16 protein-coding genes are annotated in these 18,700 nt (G+C 62.8%); 11 read left to right on the top strand and 5 right to left on the bottom strand.

Annotation, left to right across the window (positions count from 1 at the left end):
- Positions 1-189 precede the first annotated feature (189 nt).
- The 6 genes from F759_RS0106080 to F759_RS40655 all read left to right on the top strand — a co-directional run bounded on the left by F759_RS0106080 (position 190) and on the right by F759_RS40655 (position 6,414).
- Positions 190-993: a pyrimidine 5'-nucleotidase gene (locus F759_RS0106080; RefSeq protein ID WP_027799069.1), complete on the top strand. Its 804-nt coding sequence runs from the start codon at positions 190-192 to the stop codon at positions 991-993.
- Positions 960-1,640 carry a nucleoid occlusion factor SlmA gene (gene slmA / locus F759_RS0106085; protein ID WP_027799070.1) on the top strand — a complete coding sequence of 227 codons (681 nt, stop codon included), beginning with the start codon at positions 960-962 and terminating at the stop codon, positions 1,638-1,640. Before F759_RS0106080 ends, slmA begins: the two co-directional genes overlap by 34 nt.
- 334 nt (positions 1,641-1,974) lie before the next feature.
- On the top strand, positions 1,975-3,120 hold the full coding sequence (metX, locus tag F759_RS0106090) for a homoserine O-succinyltransferase MetX (RefSeq protein ID WP_027799071.1): 1,146 nt from the start codon (positions 1,975-1,977) through the stop codon (positions 3,118-3,120).
- The gene (metW, locus tag F759_RS0106095) at positions 3,117-3,725 is read left to right on the top strand and encodes a methionine biosynthesis protein MetW (protein ID WP_020067251.1); all 609 of its coding nucleotides are present in this window, start codon (positions 3,117-3,119) and stop codon (positions 3,723-3,725) included. Before metX ends, metW begins: the two co-directional genes overlap by 4 nt.
- 14 nt (positions 3,726-3,739) lie before the next feature.
- Entirely contained in the window at positions 3,740-5,134 is a 1,395-nt protein-coding gene (locus F759_RS0106100; protein ID WP_027799072.1) for an AmpG family muropeptide MFS transporter, read from the top strand.
- Entirely contained in the window at positions 5,131-6,414 is a 1,284-nt protein-coding gene (locus F759_RS40655) for a M48 family metallopeptidase (RefSeq protein WP_407668522.1), read from the top strand. The genes F759_RS0106100 and F759_RS40655 overlap by 4 nt, the downstream gene beginning before the upstream one ends.
- A gap of 87 nt (positions 6,415-6,501) precedes the next feature.
- Here F759_RS40655 and F759_RS0106110 read toward each other — a convergent pair whose 3' ends face one another.
- The 5 genes from F759_RS0106110 to gatC form a co-directional block, all read right to left on the bottom strand.
- Positions 6,502-7,281: an exodeoxyribonuclease III gene (locus F759_RS0106110; protein WP_027799074.1), complete on the bottom strand. Its 780-nt coding sequence runs from the start codon at positions 7,279-7,281 to the stop codon at positions 6,502-6,504.
- Between the two features lie 55 nt (positions 7,282-7,336).
- The gene (locus F759_RS0106115; RefSeq protein ID WP_027799075.1) at positions 7,337-8,173 is read right to left on the bottom strand and encodes a PPK2 family polyphosphate kinase; all 837 of its coding nucleotides are present in this window, start codon (positions 8,171-8,173) and stop codon (positions 7,337-7,339) included.
- Between the two features lie 171 nt (positions 8,174-8,344).
- The gene (gene gatB / locus F759_RS0106120; protein WP_027799076.1) at positions 8,345-9,820 is read right to left on the bottom strand and encodes an Asp-tRNA(Asn)/Glu-tRNA(Gln) amidotransferase subunit GatB; all 1,476 of its coding nucleotides are present in this window, start codon (positions 9,818-9,820) and stop codon (positions 8,345-8,347) included.
- 5 nt (positions 9,821-9,825) lie between these two features.
- Positions 9,826-11,313, bottom strand: a complete 1,488-nt coding sequence (gene gatA / locus F759_RS0106125; protein ID WP_027799077.1) for an Asp-tRNA(Asn)/Glu-tRNA(Gln) amidotransferase subunit GatA — start codon at positions 11,311-11,313, stop codon at positions 9,826-9,828.
- Positions 11,314-11,493: 180 nt separating this feature from the next.
- The gene (gene gatC, locus F759_RS0106130; RefSeq protein ID WP_027776807.1) at positions 11,494-11,793 is read right to left on the bottom strand and encodes an Asp-tRNA(Asn)/Glu-tRNA(Gln) amidotransferase subunit GatC; all 300 of its coding nucleotides are present in this window, start codon (positions 11,791-11,793) and stop codon (positions 11,494-11,496) included.
- 376 nt (positions 11,794-12,169) lie between these two features.
- On the opposite strand from gatC, the gene F759_RS0106135 reads away from it, so the two are divergent.
- From F759_RS0106135 to rodA, 5 genes are all read left to right on the top strand, one after another.
- Positions 12,170-13,213, top strand: a complete 1,044-nt coding sequence (locus F759_RS0106135; protein WP_004189550.1) for a rod shape-determining protein — start codon at positions 12,170-12,172, stop codon at positions 13,211-13,213.
- Between the two features lie 152 nt (positions 13,214-13,365).
- Entirely contained in the window at positions 13,366-14,475 is a 1,110-nt protein-coding gene (gene mreC / locus F759_RS0106140) for a rod shape-determining protein MreC (protein ID WP_027799078.1), read from the top strand.
- Positions 14,472-14,984, top strand: coding sequence for a rod shape-determining protein MreD (gene mreD, locus F759_RS0106145; protein WP_025598047.1), 513 nt, complete (start codon positions 14,472-14,474; stop codon positions 14,982-14,984). Before mreC ends, mreD begins: the two co-directional genes overlap by 4 nt.
- 138 nt (positions 14,985-15,122) lie before the next feature.
- Positions 15,123-17,537, top strand: coding sequence for a penicillin-binding protein 2 (mrdA, locus tag F759_RS0106150; RefSeq protein ID WP_027799079.1), 2,415 nt, complete (start codon positions 15,123-15,125; stop codon positions 17,535-17,537).
- 10 nt (positions 17,538-17,547) lie between these two features.
- A complete protein-coding gene (gene rodA / locus F759_RS0106155; RefSeq protein ID WP_027799080.1) occupies positions 17,548-18,696 on the top strand; it encodes a rod shape-determining protein RodA in 1,149 nt (382 codons plus the stop codon).
- Positions 18,697-18,700: the final 4 nt, after the last annotated feature.

Here is an 18,700-nt window from a genome sequence, read left to right on the forward strand (position 1 = left end):
CGTGCCCTGTGTCAAGACTGCCGCAACGCATCGCGTCCACGGCAGATACGGCAAACGCGGCGCCTTCTCACGCGCCGCCACGGCGCGCGAGCCTGTTCTCTCCTTTCCCCGCACATCCGCCGCCCGCGCGCTGAACCGCTTGCGTTCGCCGCGTGCAGCGAATGCTCGCGCCTGAACGACTTCTTGACCATGCGCACTCCAACTTCCCGACGCCGCCGCCCGCACATCGCAGGCGGCCGTCCGGTGTGGCTGTTCGATCTCGACAACACGCTGCACCACGCGTCGCACGCCATCTTCCCGGCGATCAATCAGGCGATGACGCAGTACATCGTGGACGCGCTGCAAGTTGAGCTCGACGAAGCCAACCGTCTGCGCACCGGCTACACGCAGCGCTATGGGGCTGCTCTGCTGGGTCTGACGCGCCACCATCCGCTCGACGCAAGCGACTTCCTGAAGGTCGTCCATACGTTCCCCGACCTGGGCTCGATGATCCGTCACGAGCGCGGAGTCGCGCGCCTCGTCGCGGCGCTGCCCGGCCGCAAGATCGTGCTGACCAACGCACCCGAAGCGTATGCGCGCGCGGTGCTGGCGCAACTGCGTATCGAACGTCTGTTCGAGCAGGTGATCGCCATCGAGCATATGCGCGACCGGCGCCGCTGGCGTGCGAAACCTGACCACGCGATGCTGCGCAAAGCCATGCGCGAGGCTCATGTCGCGCTGAAAGACGTGATCCTTGTCGAAGATACGCGCTCGCACCTGAAGAACTACCGGCGGCTCGGCATCCGCACCGTGTGGATCACCGGTCATCTGCCGCGTAAGCCGCACGCGGACGGCGTGCCCACACGGCTGCCGGGTACTGGCCGGCCGCACTATGTCGATCGCAGCATCCGTTCGTTAAAATCGCTACGACTGAGCACCCGCTCGGTTCGAGTGAAGCGCCAGCAGACGGGACGACAGCCATGCAGCCGATCGACAAGCCTGACGAAGCCGTAGCCGAACACGAACCCGCCGCGCCGGCTGCCCCGCGCGCGCAGCGCCTGAAACCGGGCGAGCGCCGCGTGCACATCCTTCAGACGCTCGCCGCCATGCTTGAAGCGCCGAAGAGCGAAAAAATCACCACGGCGGCGCTGGCGGCCCGGCTCGGTGTGTCGGAAGCCGCGCTCTATCGTCACTTTGCGAGCAAGGCGCAAATGTTCGAAGGACTAATCGAGTTCATCGAGCAAACGATCTTCGGCCTCATCAACCAGATCGTCGACAAGGAGAACAGCGGTGTGCTGCAGGCGCGCGCAATCGCATTGATGCTGCTGAATTTCTCGGCGAAAAATCCCGGCATGACGCGCGTGCTGACATGCGAGGCGCTTGTCGGCGAGCATGAGCGGCTGACCATCCGCGTCAATCAGATGCTTGAGCGCGTCGAAGCTTCGCTGAAACAGTGTCTGCGACTAGCCGCAGTGAATGCCGATGCATCCGCGCAAGACACGCCATCGTCCGCGCCGGTCCCGGCGGACTACGATCCTGCCGTGAGGGCGAGCCTGCTGCTCAGCTATATCATCGGCCGCTGGCATCGGTTCGTTCGCAGCGGCTTTGTGCGAATGCCGACCGACGAAGCCGATTCGCAACTGCGCGTGATCCTTCAATAGTCCGCTGGAGAAGGCGTGCGGGCGGGCACTCGGACGCTGCCGCGGGGAATTTCCGCTATACTTTGCGCCTGACTGCGGGCCTGAATGTCCCCGGAAATAACTTCCAGGCTTCAGTTGCCGCACTTCAGAGCACGTCTGAATACGTGCGTGAATACAAGTTGTGAATGCCTAGTACGCGCCGATTTGCTGACTCGATTGCGGGCGCGCGAACCAGTGGAACATTTCCGCGGTTCACTATAAATGCGGCTAAAGAGGTCGTCAGCCGCGCACAATCGTTCCCTCCGTGCTTGCCGACACCGTCTAGCCGCCCTGTCTTTGTCAAATGGCGGAATGAATGGAATCGATCGGAATCGTCGCTCCACAAAAAATGCATTTCACCGAGCCGCTGCGTTTGCAGAACGGCAGCTCGCTGGCCGGCTACGACCTGATGGTCGAGACTTACGGCACGCTCAACGCCGCGCGCAGCAACGCGGTGCTCGTATGCCACGCGCTCAACGCGTCGCATCACGTCGCGGGCGTCTATGCGGACAATCCGAAGGACATCGGCTGGTGGGACAACATGGTCGGTCCCGGCAAGCCGCTCGACACCAATAAGTTCTTCGTGATCGGCGTGAACAACCTGGGCTCGTGCTTCGGTTCGACAGGGCCCATGAGCATCGATCCGGCCACGGGCAATCCGTACGGCGCGGCGTTCCCGGTGGTCACGGTGGAAGACTGGGTCCACGCCCAGGCGCGCGTCGCTGATCAATTCGGCATCGAGCGCTTCGCCGCGGTCATGGGCGGCAGCCTCGGCGGCATGCAGGCGCTCGCGTGGAGCGTGATGTATCCGGAGCGGGTCGCGCATTGCATCGTCGTCGCGTCTACGCCCAAGCTGTCCGCGCAAAACATCGCGTTCAACGAGGTGGCGCGCTCGGCGATTCTGTCGGACCCCGACTTTCACGGCGGCAACTACTACGCGCATAACGTAAAGCCGAGGCGCGGCTTGCGTGTCGCGCGGATGATCGGCCACATCACGTATTTGTCGGACGACGACATGGCCGAGAAATTCGGCCGCTCGCTGCGCCGCGCGGAAGGCGCGCTCGACGCTTACAACTTCAACTTCGACGTCGAGTTCGAGGTGGAGTCGTATTTGCGCTACCAGGGCGACAAGTTCGCCGATTACTTCGATGCCAACACGTATCTGCTGATCACGCGCGCGCTCGATTACTTCGATCCAGCGAAGGCCTTCGACGGCGATCTGACAGCGGCCGTTGCGCACACAACTGCGAAGTATCTGATTGCGAGCTTCACAACCGACTGGCGTTTCGCACCGGCCCGCTCGCGCGAACTCGTGAAGGCGCTGCTCGATCACAAGCGCACCGTCACCTACGCGGAAATCGACGCGCCACATGGTCATGACGCCTTCCTGCTGGACGACGCGCGGTATCACAACCTGATGCGCGCCTACTACGAACGTATTGCAAACGAGGTGAACGCATGAACCAGCGAGCACTCGATTATCTGGCGCTGCGCCCGGACTTTCGTGCGATCGCCCGCTGGGTCGAACCGCGCGCCACCGTGCTGGATCTGGGCTGCGGCGACGGCTCGCTGCTGTCGCTGCTCACCGAGGAACTGGACGTGCAAGGCTACGGCATCGAGATCAACGACGCCGGCGTGCTGGCCGCGACGCAAAACGGCGTCAACGTGATCCAGCAGAATCTCGAAGATGGCCTGCGCCTTTTCGAAGACGGCAGCTTCGATTTCGCGGTTCTATCGCAGACACTGCAAACCATTCACCAGACGGCCGCGATTTTGCGCGAGACTGTGCGGGTCGGCCGTGAATGCATCGTGTCGTTCCCGAACTTCGGCTACTGGGCGCATCGTCTCTCGGTGCTGCAAGGACGCATGCCGGTGTCGAAGTCGTTGCCTTATCAATGGCACAACACGCCGAATGTGCGCGTGCTCACTATCAAGGATTTCGAGGCGCTCGCGCCCGAGGTCGGCATCGAAATTCTCGACCGTGTCGTACTGCACGACGGTCAGACGGTGCGGTGGGGGGTGAACTGGCGTGGTAGTCTTGCGGTCTATCGCGTCAAGAAAAGCTAACGCAAGTTATCCACATGTCGAACCCGCCGCACGAGGCGCCTGCACTTACCGCTCACGAAGAACATCCCGGCTGGCGCGCGTTTTTTAATACGCGCATGCTGATCTGTGTATTTCTCGGCTTTACGTCGGGATTGCCGCTGTTCACGCTCGTCTACCTGGTGCAGGCGTGGCTACGCTCCGAAGGCGTCAATCTGAAGGAAATCGGCCTCTTTGCGCTGATCCAGTTTCCGTACACCTGGAAATTCATCTGGGCTCCGCTAATGGACCGCTATGTCCCGCGTTTTCCGGGCTGGCGTCCAGGCAGACGGCGCGGCTGGATGCTCGTCACGCAGATCCTGGTTGCGGGCGCCATCGCTACGCTGGGATTCGTGTCGCCGCGCGACGCAATCTGGTCGGTCGCGGCGTTGACGGCGCTCGTCGCGTTCTTCGGCGCAAGCCAGGACATTTCAATCGATGCCTACCGGCGTGAGCTGCTTAGTGATACGCAGCAAGGCCTGGGCAACGCGGTGCATGTGAACGCCTACAAGATCGCCGCGCTGGTGCCCGGGTCGCTCGCGCTGATTCTGTCGGACCATTTGCCGTGGACCACCGTTTTTATGGTGACCGCTGCGTTCATGCTGCCGGGCATGGTGTTGACGCTGGTCGTGCGCGAACCCGAAGTGCACGGCACGCCGCCGAAAAATTTGCGCGAAGCGATCGTGCAGCCATTCCGCGAATTCGTCGAACGCGACGGTTGGCGCGGCGCGTTGTTCGTGCTCGGCTTCATCTTTCTGTACAAGCTCGGCGATACGATGGCGACGACGTTGTCCACGTCGTTCTTCCTCGATATCGGCTTCTCGCGCACGCAGATTGGCGTGATTGCCAAGACCACAGCGTTCGGCGCGAGCCTCGCAGGTGGAATCGTCGGCGGCATCTGGCTGATGAAAATCGGCATCGGACGAGGCTTGTGGATCTTCGGCATCCTGCAGATGGTGTCGACACTCGGCTTCGCCTGGCTCGCACATCTCGGACCCGCGTCGCCTGGTTTGGCGGCGATTTACGACATCGCCGTGTGGATAAGCGAAGGCACGACGAGGCTGCTCGCGCTGATTGGCATCGACTGGTCGGTGCAGCTCGAGCCGCGCTCCGTTGCGCTCGCGCTTGTGTATGGTTTCGAAACGTTTTCCACCGGTCTGACGATGGCGGCTTTCACCGCGTACATCGCCAGCACGACCGATCCGCGTTACACGGCCACCCAGTTCGCGCTCTTCACGAGCCTCGCCTCGGTGCCGCGCACGCTCGCTTCCGCGGCGAGCGGCTACGTGGTGGCAAAGATCGGCTGGTTCGACTACTTCATTGTCTGCACCGCGCTGGCCGTGCCGGGCATGCTGCTTCTGTTGCGCATCGCGCCGTGGAGAGTCCGGTCGTGAGGGCGCGTTTTCCGAAGCGGCAGTTGCTCTCGCCGTCCCCGCGCGCTGCGTGGCGCAAGGCGGGCCGCAGCGCGCAGCACGCCGTGTTATGCGTTGGCTGCCTGAGCTTTATAGCTGTCGCCGCGCCCTCCGGCTCATATGCAGCCGCGCCGGCGGCAGCAGCGCCGGCCGCCGGTAACAGTGCCGTTGCCGGCACAACGGCAAATGCAACCACGACACCTCCCGCACCGGTCGCAAAATCCGCAGCGGCAGCCGCCACTGCGGAAAGCCCGACCTCCGCCACACCGGCAGCGAACAACGCGGCCAACACCCCAGGTTCCGGGAGTGGGCAGGCCGCAGGCACGTCACCGGGTTCATCGGCGCAACCGCCCGCCACGGCGCGAACGCCGGCGGCAACATCGTCTCCTGCTGGCGCTGCTGCAAAGGCGCCGGCCGCCACATCGGCGTCGGCGTCAGCCCCGTACAGCCCGAACAACCAGTTGCGCTTTGGCGGTTACCTGGTGTTCCGCAACCTGATCCCATCACCCATGCTCGAGGCGCAAGCCGCTGAAGAGTTTAGCCAGATCGCGTACGGCGCGGAACACGCAAACCGTCTCTACGGCGACACGGACTCGCACGTGACGCGCGTGCGCTCGATCGTCGACAAGATGATGCCCTACTCGCTCAAATGGAACGAGCGAGCGAAGAACTGGAAGTGGGATGTAGCCGTGGTGCGTTCGCCGGACATTCGCATGTACTGCCTGCCGGGCGGCAAGATCGTTGTGTACGGCGGGCTGCTCGACCGCGCGCATCTGAACGACAACGAATTGGGCATGCTGATTGGCCACGAGATCGCGCATGCGCTGCGCGAACATGCGCGCGAGCGGCTCGGTCAATTGCAGGCGAGCCAGCTGGAGTCGTCCGGCACGATCCCGCAGCTATTCGGTCTTGCGGATCTGGGCGTGGCGCCGCTCGGCATCGGTTCGCGCCTGCTCGAAATGAAGTACGAAAACACTGACGAGACCGAAGCCGATGTAATCGGTAGCGATATTGCCTCTCGCGCGGGCTTCGATCCGCGCGCGGCAGTCACGCTGTGGGACAAGCTCGCGCAGGTCACCCGGAGCAATCGCGAGCAGGGCTTCATCTACGTGCATCCATACCCGCCGGCGCGCCGTCAGGACATCGTCAAGCGTTTGCCCGACATGCTGCCGCTCTATGCGAAGGCGATCGGCAAGACCGTGGATGCGCTGCCGGATTACGCCGGCATGGGCCGTCCGCGCCGGAAGCTGGTGCATGATTGAGACGGCTTGAACTACCGAGCACGCGTGGTCCGATGCACGTCCGGATTGGCTGCCGTGCCGGCGCTCAAGCCGCCTAAAGACGCAAAGTCACTTCTTCACGTCGTGATCGTAGTCGACCGTCAGCGGCGCATGGTCGCTGAACTTGATGTCGCGAAACACGTCAGTGCGTTTCGCCTTGCTCGCGATGCCGGGCGTTGCGATCTGATAGTCGATACGCCACCCCACGTTCTTCGCATACGCCTGGCCGCGATTGCTCCACCATGTGTATTGCTCCGGCCGCTGATCAAGCGTGCGGAATACGTCGACGTAACCGACTTCGTCGAATAGTTTGGTGAGCCATGCGCGCTCTTCCGGCAGGCAACCCGAATTCTTCTGGTTGCTCTTCCAGTTCTTGATGTCGATTTCCTTGTGGACGATATTCACGTCGCCGCACACGATCACTTCGCGCTCGCGCGCAAGTTCCGTGAGATGCGGCATGAACTCATCCATGAAACGGTATTTGGCCTGCTGACGCTCTTCACCGCTCGACCCCGACGGCACATATACGGACACGACCGACAGCTTGCCGAAACGCAGTTCGACATAGCGCCCCTCCGGATCGAACTCCTCGCTGCCGAAGCCAATCACTACTTCGTCCGGCTCGTGACGCGTGTAAACGCCCGCGCCGCTATAGCCCTTCTTCACGGCGTGCTGGAAGTAGCCGGTGAAATCGTGCGGCGCCATGAATTCCGGCGTCATGTCGTCCTGCGAACATTTGATTTCCTGGACGCAGAGCACGTCGGCGTTCTGCTCGCCGAACCAGTCGAAAAAGCCCTTCTTTGCCGCTGAGCGGATGCCGTTCAGGTTGGCGGTAATCACACGCAACATGTCGTTCCCTTGTCTTCGATCTGGTTATGAGATTCGTTCGGACGAATGGTAAAGCTCATTCGACCTTGACGCCCTTCAGCGATTCTTTCGCGGGCGGATATTCGAGGTTCAGCGCTCCGAAAGTTCGCAACAGCAATTCTGCGACCATCAGGTTGCGATGCGTTTTCGAATCTGCAGGAATCACGTACCAAGGCGCGTATTCGGTGGAAGTCGCGGCGAGCGCGTCGCGATAGACGGCCTGGTATTTGCCCCACTGCTTGCGCGCGTCGAGATCCGAGACATCGAATTTCCAGTGCTTGGTCGGATCGTCGATCCGCGCTTGCAGGCGCGTGCGCTGTTCGTCTTTCGAAATATGCAGCATGCACTTGATGATCGTCGTGCCGCTGTCGGCAAGCAATTCCTCGAACTGGCGAATGTGTCGGCAGCGAACGTCGAACGCCGATGCATCCAGCGCACCCAGCACGGTCGGCACCAGCAGATCTTCGTAGTGGCTGCGGTTGAAGATCGTCAACTCGCCAGCGGCGGGCGCCTGCGAATGCACGCGCCACAGGAAATCGTGTGCAAGTTCGTCCTGCGTCGGCGCCTTGAACGGCACGATGCGCAAGCCGAGCGGATCGACTTCGTGAAACACGGCGCGGATCGTGCCGTCCTTGCCGCTCGTGTCCATGCCTTGCAGCACCAGCAACACGCGACGCTTCTGCTGTGCGTGCAGGCATTCCTGCAAGCCGTCCAGCTTCGCGCCGATTTCCGACAGACGCGCGCGGTCGGAGTCTTTCGATCCCGTAGAAAAAGGCCTTTGGGCAGGATTGAAATCGTCGAGCGAAAACTTGCCGTTCTTCTTGCTCTCGAAATAAGGCACGCGGAAATCGTCGAGTTCAGGTTGCTTCGCCATCCACACGCTCCGTGATCTGCATTCAGCGGTTCGCAAAAGCGGGCCGCAAAATAAAACGGGCCGTTGCCCCACTTTCGTTTCCGGCAATAGCCCGCTGTCGCCAAAGCGCAAACGCTTCAGCCGTATTTTTTCTTCAGCCGCAGTTCAAGCTGGCTTCAACCAGGCTCCGGCTCACGACAGCTTTTTCTTCAGCAGTTCGTTCACCTGAGCCGGGTTTGCCTTGCCCTTGGTCGCCTTCATTGCCTGACCGATCAGCGCGTTAAACGCCTTTTCCTTGCCCGCGCGGAATTCCTCAACCGATTTCTGGTTCGCGGCGAGCACCTCGTCGATGATCGCTTCCAGCGCACCTGTATCCGAAATCTGCTTCAAGCCCTTCGCTTCGATAATGCGGTCGGCTGCGGTTTCGTCGGTGGCCTTCTCTTCCCAGATCGCGAGGAAAATTTCCTTGGCGATCTTGTTCGAGATTGTGCCGTCGCCAATACGTTGCAACAGCAGCGCGAGTTGGGCGGACGACACCGGGCAGTCCGCAATATCGAGGCCTTCGCGATTCAGTTGCGACGACACCTCGCCCATTAGCCAGTTTGCCGCGACCTTCGCGTTCGCCGCGCCGAGTCTCGCGACCACCGCTTCGTAATACGCGGCCATCGCCTTGCTCGACGTCAGCACGTTCGCGTCGTACGGCGTCAGGCCATATTGCGACACGAAGCGCTGCTGGATCGCTTCCGGCAGTTCCGGCATTTCACTCTTCACGCGCTCGACCCACGACGCGTCGATCACGAGCGGCATCAGATCGGGATCGGGGAAATAGCGGTAATCGTGCGCGTCTTCCTTGCTGCGCATGGAACGTGTTTCACGCCGGTCGGGATCGTACAGACGCGTTTCCTGCACCACCGTGCCGCCGTCTTCGATCAGTTCGATCTGACGGCGCACCTCGTACTGGATCGCTTCCTCAAGAAAGCGGAACGAGTTCAGGTTCTTAATCTCGGCGCGCGTGCCGAACTCCGCCTGACCGACCGGGCGCACCGACACGTTGGCGTCGCAACGGAACGAGCCTTCCTGCATGTTGCCGTCGCAAATACCGAGCCACGTGACGAGCGTATGCAACGTTTTCGCGTATGCGACCGCCTCGGCCGCGCTGCGCATTTCCGGTTCGGTGACGATTTCGAGCAGCGGCGTGCCCGCGCGATTCAGGTCGATGCCTGTCATGCCCGCGAAGTCTTCGTGCAGCGACTTGCCCGCGTCTTCTTCGAGGTGCGCGCGCGTGAGGTTGACGACCTTCGAGTACTCCGAAGTGCCCGTCTTTTCATTGGCCGGCACCTGGATCGTTACCTGGCCGCCCTGCACGACGGGAATTTCGTACTGGCTGATCTGATAGCCCTTCGGCAGATCGGGGTAAAAATAGTTTTTACGCGCGAAGATGCTGCGCGACGCGACCGTGGCGCCGATTGCGAGACCGAACTGGATCGCGCGCTCGACGGCGCCGCGGTTCATCACCGGCAACGTGCCCGGCAAGGCCAGATCGACGGGGCACGCCTGCGTGTTCGGCGCAGCGCCGAATTGCGTCGGGGCGCCCGAAAAAATCTTCGATTGCGTGGACAGTTGCGCGTGGGTCTCCAGACCGATCACGACTTCCCATTGCTTGGTCATGGTGCTCACACTCCTGCCGGTGCTTTGCGGTGCCAGTCGGTCGCGCGCTGGAACGCGTCGGCCACCTGCAACATCCGGGCTTCATTGAAATAGTTGCCGATGATCTGCAATCCGACCGGACGCTGCGCGTTCGCGCCAGCGCCAAAGCCGCAGGGCACGCTCATGCCAGGCAAACCGGCGAGGCTCACGGACAGCGTATAAATGTCGGCGAGATACATCTGCACCGGATCGTCGCCCTTTGCGCCCAGGTCCCACGCCACCGATGGCGCGACCGGTCCCATGATCACGTCGCACTGCTTGAACGCTTCCTGGAAGTCCTGCGCGATGATGCGGCGGATTTTCTGCGCTTGCAGGTAATACGCGTCGTAGTAGCCGTGCGACAGCACGTAAGCGCCGACCATGATGCGGCGCTTCACTTCCGGCCCGAAACCTTCGGCACGCGACTTCTTGTACATGTCGAGCAGATCGCGATATTCCGCAGCGCGATGGCCGAAGCGCACGCCGTCGAACCGCGACAGGTTCGACGATGCCTCCGCCGGCGCGATTACGTAGTAGACCGGGATCGACAGTTCCGTTTTCGGCAGCGTCACTTCGACCAGCGTCGCGCCGAGCGCTTCGTATTGCTTCAGCGCGGCGTCGATCGACGCACGCACGTCGTCGGCGAGACCGGCGCCGAAATACTCTTTTGGCAAGCCAATGCGCAGGCCGGCGAGCGGCTTGCCGGTGCCGTCTTCCTTCCACGGCTGGCCGAGATAGCGCGTGTAGTCTTCGTCGTCGCGCACGAGGCTCGTCGAATCGCGCTCGTCGAAGCCAGCCATCGCGTTGAGCAGTGTGGCGCAGTCGGCCGCGCTTTGCGCCATCGGGCCGCCCTGATCCAGCGACGACGCGAACGCGATCATGCCGTAGCGCGACACGCGTCCGTATGTCGGCTTGATACCGGTGATGCCCGAGAACGACGCCGGCTGACGGATCGAGCCGCCCGTATCGGTTCCGGTCGCAGCGGGCGCGAGGCGCGCGGCGACGGCCGCCGCGGAACCGCCCGACGAACCGCCCGGCACGGCCTGACGATCCCACGGATTCTGCACCGGGCCAAAGTACGAATTTTCGTTGGATGAGCCCATCGCGAACTCGTCCATGTTGGTTTTGCCCACGCACACCATGCCGGCCTTCTGCAGACGCTCAACCACGGTGGCGTCGAAGGGGCTCTCGTAGTTCGAGAGCATTTTCGAGCCGGCGGTGGATCGCCAGCCCTTGGTGACAAACACGTCCTTGTGCGCGATCGGCACACCGGTCAGCGGACCTCCGTGACCAGCGTGAAGCAGCGCGTCCGCGGCCTTCGCCTGCGCGAGCGTCAGATCCGCATCGACCTGGATGAAAGCGTTCAGGCTGTTGGCCGCGTCGATGCGCTTCAGATAAAGCTGCGCCAGCTCGACGGCGGAGCATTCCTTGGTCGCCAGTGCGGCGCGCAGTTCGGTCAAGCTTTTTTCATGCATTGCGTTTTGTCCTGGAAAGCGCGGCAGCGCGGATCGCGCTGCCGTGGAGGCGTTCGCTTGCGCGGCGGCAAGCCCAGTCGAGATATCGGCTATAAGCAAGACTGCGGGCGCAGGCCGCGGAACGGCATGCCGCTTGATGCATCGCCGCTCGCACGCCGCGCCGGGCTCGCCGCGCGGGTGTTACTCGATTACCTTCGGCACGAGATACAGACCGTCCTGCACGGCTGGCGCGGGGCGCTGGAAAGCTTCGCGTTCGATCGTTTCGGTCACCGCGTCGTCGCGCAGGCGCAGCGCGACGTCTTCGATCTGCTCGATCGGATGGGCAAGCGGTGCGATGCCCGTGGTATCGACCGCCTGCATCTGCTCGACGAGGCCGAAAAAGTCGTTGAGCTGGGCAAGCGTGTGTTCGGCGTCGGCGTCGGCCAGTTCGAGCCGCGCGAGATGCGCGATGCGCTTAACATCGGTCAGGGTCAAAGCCATGCAGTCACCGGAAAAAGTGGCAGGCCGCCGCAGCAGAAAAAGAGCGCTGCGACAGCGAGTTACGACGCGGGAGGAAGACCTCGAAAAAGGGGCCAGCGGCGGCAAAAAGTGCCGTCCGTTTCCTTCAAATCATCCAAAATTATAAGGTATCATTACGCGTTCGACCCAAACCCGGACCGACTTACCAAGGCCTTTCTGGACAATTCGTAAAGATAGTTCGGATATTTCTGGACCTGGCCTTGCACCGGCCTCCGGTAGACTCCCTCGCAGCTTCAAGTTCCGGTGGCGCCGCTTCGCCCGGTTGAAGCTGTTATTTTTTCCGCTGCCGCCCTGCGCAACGTTGCGAGGCCCGGCCCCAAGCGAGACAGGATTTTGAATGTTCGGTTTTTTGCGCAGCTACTTTTCCAACGATCTGGCGATTGATCTAGGCACCGCCAACACGCTCATCTACATGCGTGGCAAGGGCATCGTTCTTGATGAACCGTCGGTGGTTTCGATCCGCCAGGAAGGCGGTCCCAACGGCAAGAAAACCATTCAGGCAGTCGGCAAGGAAGCCAAACAGATGCTCGGCAAGGTGCCGGGCAACATCGAGGCGATCCGCCCCATGAAAGACGGCGTGATCGCCGACTTCACGGTAACGGAGCAGATGATCAAGCAGTTCATCAAAACTGCTCACGAATCGCGCATGTTCTCGCCGTCGCCGCGCATCATCATTTGCGTGCCGTGCGGTTCGACCCAGGTCGAGCGCCGCGCGATCAAGGAAGCCGCTCACGGTGCGGGCGCTTCGCAGGTGTATCTCATTGAAGAACCGATGGCCGCCGCAATCGGCGCCGGGCTGCCGGTGTCGGAAGCTACCGGCTCGATGGTCGTGGACATTGGCGGCGGCACGACCGAAGTCGGCGTGATCTCGCTCGGCGGCATCGTGTATAAGGGCTCGGTGCGCGTGGGCGGCGACAAGTTCGACGAAGCTATCGTCAACTACATCCGCCGCAACTACGGCATGCTGATCGGTGAGCAAACCGCCGAAGCCATCAAGAAGGAAATCGGCTCGGCCTTCCCCGGCTCCGAAGTCAAGGAAATGGAAGTGAAGGGCCGCAATCTGTCGGAAGGCATTCCGCGCAGCTTCACCATCTCCAGCAACGAGATTCTCGAAGCGCTGACCGATCCGCTGAACCAGATCGTCTCGTCGGTGAAGATTGCGCTCGAGCAAACGCCGCCGGAACTCGGCGCGGACATCGCCGAGCGCGGCATGATGCTGACGGGCGGTGGCGCGCTGCTGCGCGATCTGGACCGTCTGCTCGCCGAAGAAACCGGCTTGCCGGTGCTCGTCGCCGAAGACCCGCTGACGTGCGTCGTGCGTGGCTCGGGCATGGCGCTCGAGCGCATGGACAAGCTCGGCAGCATCTTCTCGTACGAGTAAGCGAGCGAGATCGATGTCAGTAGCGCGGATCTGGCAAACGGCCCCTTGCGGGCCGGTTTGCCGTTGGCTGGTCCAACCAGCGTCCGTACGCTGAACCCGCGTTTCCAGCGCGCCGCCGCCTCACCCAACCGCTTACGCCCCCGGCGCCGACCATGGAATACAGTCCGCCGCCCCTGTTCAAGCAAGGCCCATCCGCCCTCGCACGACTGTTGTTTTTTGTCGTGCTCGCGCTCGCCCTGCTGATCTCCGACGCACGCTTTAAAACGCTCGAAATCGTTCGCGGCGTGCTCGGCGCGGGTCTTTATCCGTTGCAACGCGCGGCGCTCGTGCCGCGCGACGTCTTCATGGGCGCAGCCGATCTGGCAATGACCAGTGCCACGCTGCGCGGCGACAACGAAAAGCTGCGCACGAGAAACCTCCAGCTCTCGCAGCAAGCCAATACCGCAGCCGAGCTCTCCGCTGAAAATGCCCATTTGCGCGCGTTGCTGCAACTGTCGCAGCGCGCGACCACGCAATCGCTGCCCGCCGAAATCCAGTACGACACACGCGATCCGTTCACGCAGAAGGTCGTGATCAACCGTGGCGCGCAGCAAGGCATCCAGAACGGCTCGCCGGTCGTCAACGAAGACGGCGTGATCGGTCAGGTTACCCGCGTGTTCCCGCTGCAAGCCGAAGTGACGCTGCTCACGGACAAAGACCAGGCTGTGCCGGTGCAGATCGTGCGCACCGGCTTGCGCAGCGTGATTTACGGCACGCCCAAGGGCGACACGCTGGACCTGCGCTTCGTGCCGATCAGCGCCGATGTTCAGACGGGCGACGAGCTCGTCACGAGCGGGCTTGACGGCATCTATCCGCCGGGGCTGCCGGTCGCCAAAGTGGTGCGCGTCGACAAACAGGCGGACACGGCGTTTGCGCGCGTGATCTGCCTGCCGATTGCACCGGTGCGCGGCGCGCGTCAGTTGCTGGTGCTGCACTATGTGACCGATGTACCGCCGCGTCCGGCCGAAGAGCCGGAACTGTCCGCAAAAGACGCGAAGGCGAAGAAAAGCGCGAAAGCGGCCGACAGCAAGGCCGCCGCCGACAAATCCGCCAAGCCGGCGGAAAAGCCCGCCGCCGACAACAACACGACGCCCAGGCCCGCCGCAAACGCGCCTGGCCAAGCCGGTAAAACCGCGCCGGCGGATCAGAAACCCGCTGCGTCGAAGAAACCCGCCGCCGCCGAAAAAGCGAAGCCGCAAGCCACGCCGGGGGCAAAGCCATGAACCGCCCGCAATATATTCTGCAGCCGGTCAATCCGTACTTCATCGCGTTCAGCCTCGCTGCGGCGTTCCTGCTGAACCTGATGCCGTGGGGGCGCCTGATCGGCGTGCCTGACTTCGTGGCGCTCGTGCTGCTGTTCTGGAACGTGCATCAGCCGCGCAAGGTCGGCATGGGCATCGCGTTTTTCCTCGGTCTGCTAATGGACGTGCACAACGCCAGCCTGCTCGGCGAGCACGCGCTTGCGTACACGCTGCTGTCGTACGGCGCGATCACGATCCACCGCCGCGTTCTGTGGATGTCGCTCGGCGTGCAAACTTTCGCTGTCATGCCGCTCCTGGTGATCGCACAACTGGTGCCATTCGTGATCCGTCTGTTGACGGGCGCGGCCTTTCCCGGTTGGGGTTACCTGATTGACGGATTCGTCGAAGCGGCGCTGTGGCCTGTCGCCAGCGTGCTGCTATTGATGCCGCAACGCCGGCCGGCCGACCCCGACGACACGCGGCCGATTTAACCAGGCGTCGAGCGCGCAGGCGGTTCTCGTGGAATTCACGTTTGCTCCCGCTCGTCGCCATCGCGTTCATGCCTTCCGGTTCGGGCCGGATCAGGCGCACACTCATGATGGCCGTTGCCCGGCCTTTTGCAGAATCGCATGACCGAATTCAAGGACACTCAGCAACAGCTCTCGAAGTTCCGCCTGCGCGTCGCGGCGGCGGGCCTGTTCGTGTTCGTCTGCTTCGGGCTGATCGGCTTTCGCTTTCTATTCCTCCAGGTGTGGCACTACAGCAAATACTCGCTGCAGGCCGACGAAAACCGCATCTCCGTCGCGCCGATCGTGCCGAACCGCGGCATCATCACTGACCGTAACGGTGTGGTGCTGGCCAAGAACTACTCGGCCTATACGCTCGAAATCACGCCGTCCAAGCTCGGTGCGCCGCTCGAAACAGTGATCGACGATCTAGCCTCGGTCGTGTCCATCGACGCGCGCGACCGCCGCCGTTTCAAGAAGCTTCAGGAGGACTCGAAGAACTTCGAGAGCTTGCCGATCCGCACACGGTTGACCGACGACGAAGTCGCGCGCTTCACCGCGCAGCGCTTCCGTTTTCCCGGCGTGGAAGTGCGCGCGCGCCTGTTCCGCCAATATCCGCTTGGGCCGACGGCCGCCCACGTGATCGGCTACATCGGCCGGATTTCGCAGCGCGACCAGGATCGTATCGACGACGCCAGCGATCAGAACGACAGCGATCCCGAACACTACGATCCGCGGCTGGATGCGAACAACTACAAGGGTACCGACTACATCGGCAAGATCGGCGTCGAGCAGAGTTACGAAACGGAACTGCACGGACAGACGGGTTTCGAGGAAGTCGAAGTCACGGCCGGCGGCCGGCCCGTGCGCACGCTGTCGCGCACGCAGGCAACGCCGGGCAACAACCTCGTGCTGTCGCTCGATATCGGCTTGCAGCAGGTGGCCGAACAGGCGTTCGCGGGCCGCCGCGGCGCGCTGGTTGCGATCGAACCAGCCACCGGCGACGTGCTCGCGTTCGTCTCCGCGCCGAGCTTCGACCCGAATTCGTTCGTCGATGGCATCGACCAGCAGACATGGGACGAGCTCAACAACTCGCCCGATCATCCGCTCCTGAACCGGCCGCTGCACGGCACTTACCCGCCGGGCTCGACGTACAAGCCGTTCATGGCACTCGCCGCGCTGTCGCTGCACAAGCGCACGCCGGGTTGGGGTTTCCAGGACCCCGGCTCCTATACCTTCGGCGGTCACACGTTCCGCAACGACGTGCGCTCGGGCCAAGGTTGGGTCGATATGAACCGCGCGATCGTCGTGTCGAACGACACGTATTTCTACATGCTCGCGCACGATCTTGGCGTGAACGCGATCGCCGGTTTCATGAAGCCGTGGGGCTTTGGCCAGATCACCGGCATCGATATTGCGGGTGAAGCGCGCGGCATCCTGCCTTCGACGGAATGGAAGCGCAAGGCCTACCGCAAGCCCGAGCAGCAGCGCTGGTACGAAGGCGAAACGATCAGCCTCGGCATCGGCCAGGGCTACAACTCGTTCACGATCCTGCAACTTGCGCACGCCACGGCCACGCTCGCCAACAACGGCGTCGTGATGAAGCCGCATCTCGTGCGCGACATCGAAAATCCGATCACCAAAGACACGCGCCCGGTCGTGCGCGATCCGAGCGACAAAATCGCCGTCAAGCAGTCGGACATCGACATCATCAAGCGCGCGATGGAGGGCGTCGTGACCAACGGCACGGCGTCGAAGTTGTTCATCGGCGCGCCGTATGTGGCCGCGGGCAAGACGGGCACGGCGCAGGTGTACTCGCTGCAAGGCGCGAACTACAAGGGCCACGCTGTCGCGGAGCATCTGCGCGACCACGCGCTTTTCATCGCTTTCGCGCCGGCCGAGCAACCGAAGATCGCGCTCGCGCTGATCGTGGAAAACGGCGGCTGGGGCGCCGAGGCGGCCGGCCCGATCGCGCGCAAGGTCCTGGACTATTACCTCGTCGGTAAGACCAAGCCGGGCGCGGAGGCGGCGGCAGTTGCGGCGGCGGCGTCGGCGACTGCGGATGCGTCCGCGCCCGAAGTCGGCGGCGCGCCGGCCCCGCTGGAGACTGGGCAACCGGTCAAGATCGCTGCGGGCTTCACCGCGTTGCCGATGCCAGGTGCGGCTTCCGCCGCGGCTGCGGCGTCGGCCGCAGCCGCGTCGGCGTCCGCGTCGAATGGTGCGTCGGCGGCAGGTATCGCGTCCGGTGCGGCGGCTTCGTCTGCCGCTGCGGCGACATCCAAGTCGTCGGCATCCCCGGGGGTCACCGGGCCGGCATCAAAGCTGCCCGCCTCGGCCACTACGGCTACGCCCGCCTCAGCAGCAAAGAACCCGGCGCCGCGCAAATCGGGCGCCCCGCATCGACCACGACCGGCGAGCGAGCCGGCGCCCGCCGCCGCTGCACGCTCGGGAGCCAATGCGCTCCGTGATACATCGCGCGATAACGGCACTCAAGCCACCTCGCCACGCCAGCCGGTTTCCGGCGGCATCGACGAGTAAGGAGAAAGGCATGCAATTCGACAAGCGCGCCTGGCTCGACCGCATCAAGCGGATGTTCGCAGGTTTTGATCGCCCTCTCGCACTGGTGGTGTTTCTGCTGCTGTGCGTAGGCATCGTCACCTTGTACAGCGCGAGTCTCGATATGCCCGGCCGCGTTGAAGACCAGTTGCGCAACATCATGCTGACGTTCGTGTTGATGTGGGCACTCGCCAATGTTCCCCCCACCACGCTGATGCGTTTCGCGGTCCCGCTCTATACATTCGGGATCGCGCTCCTGGTGGCGGTGGCGTTGTTCGGTCTCACGCGCAAGGGCGCGAAGCGCTGGATCAATGTGGGCGTGGTGATTCAGCCGTCGGAGATCATGAAGATCGCGACGCCGTTGATGCTTGCCTGGTACTATCAGCGACGGGAAGGCGTGATGCGCTGGTATGACTTCATGGTCGGGCTCCTGATCCTCGCGGTGCCTGTGGGTCTGATCGCCAAACAGCCTGACCTGGGCACTGCCGTACTGGTCTTCGCCGCCGGCTTCTTCGTCATTTACTTTGCCGGTTTGAGCTTCAAACTGATCGTGCCGGTGCTGATCGCCGGCGTGATCGCAGTCGGCTCGATTGCGGCGTTTCAGGACAAGATTTGCCAGCCGGACGTGCAGTGGCCGCTCATGCACGACTATCAGAAGCACCGCATCTGCACGCTGCTCGACCCGACTTCCGATCCGCTCGGCAAGGGCTTCCACACCATTCAGGCGGTGATCGCGATCGGCTCGGGCGGCCCGCTCGGCAAGGGCTGGCTGAAGGGTACACAGGCGCATCTGGAATTCATCCCCGAGAAGCACACCGACTTCATCTTCGCAGTCTTCTCCGAGGAATTTGGGCTCGCGGGCGGCGTCGTACTGCTCACGCTCTATATGTTGCTGATCGCGCGCGGACTTTATATCGCGGCGAATGGTGCAACGCTGTTCGGGCGCCTGCTGGCAGGATCGCTGACGATGGCGTTCTTCACCTACGCGTTCGTCAATATCGGCATGGTGAGCGGCATCTTGCCGGTGGTCGGCGTGCCGCTGCCATTCATGAGTTACGGCGGCACGGCGCTAACGACGCTCGGCGTGGCAATCGGTCTGATCATGAGCGTCGCGCGACAGAAGCGGTTGATGCAGAGCTAGCACG

The organism is Paraburkholderia dilworthii, assembly GCF_000472525.1.
Classification (GTDB): Bacteria; Pseudomonadota; Gammaproteobacteria; order Burkholderiales; family Burkholderiaceae; genus Paraburkholderia; species Paraburkholderia dilworthii.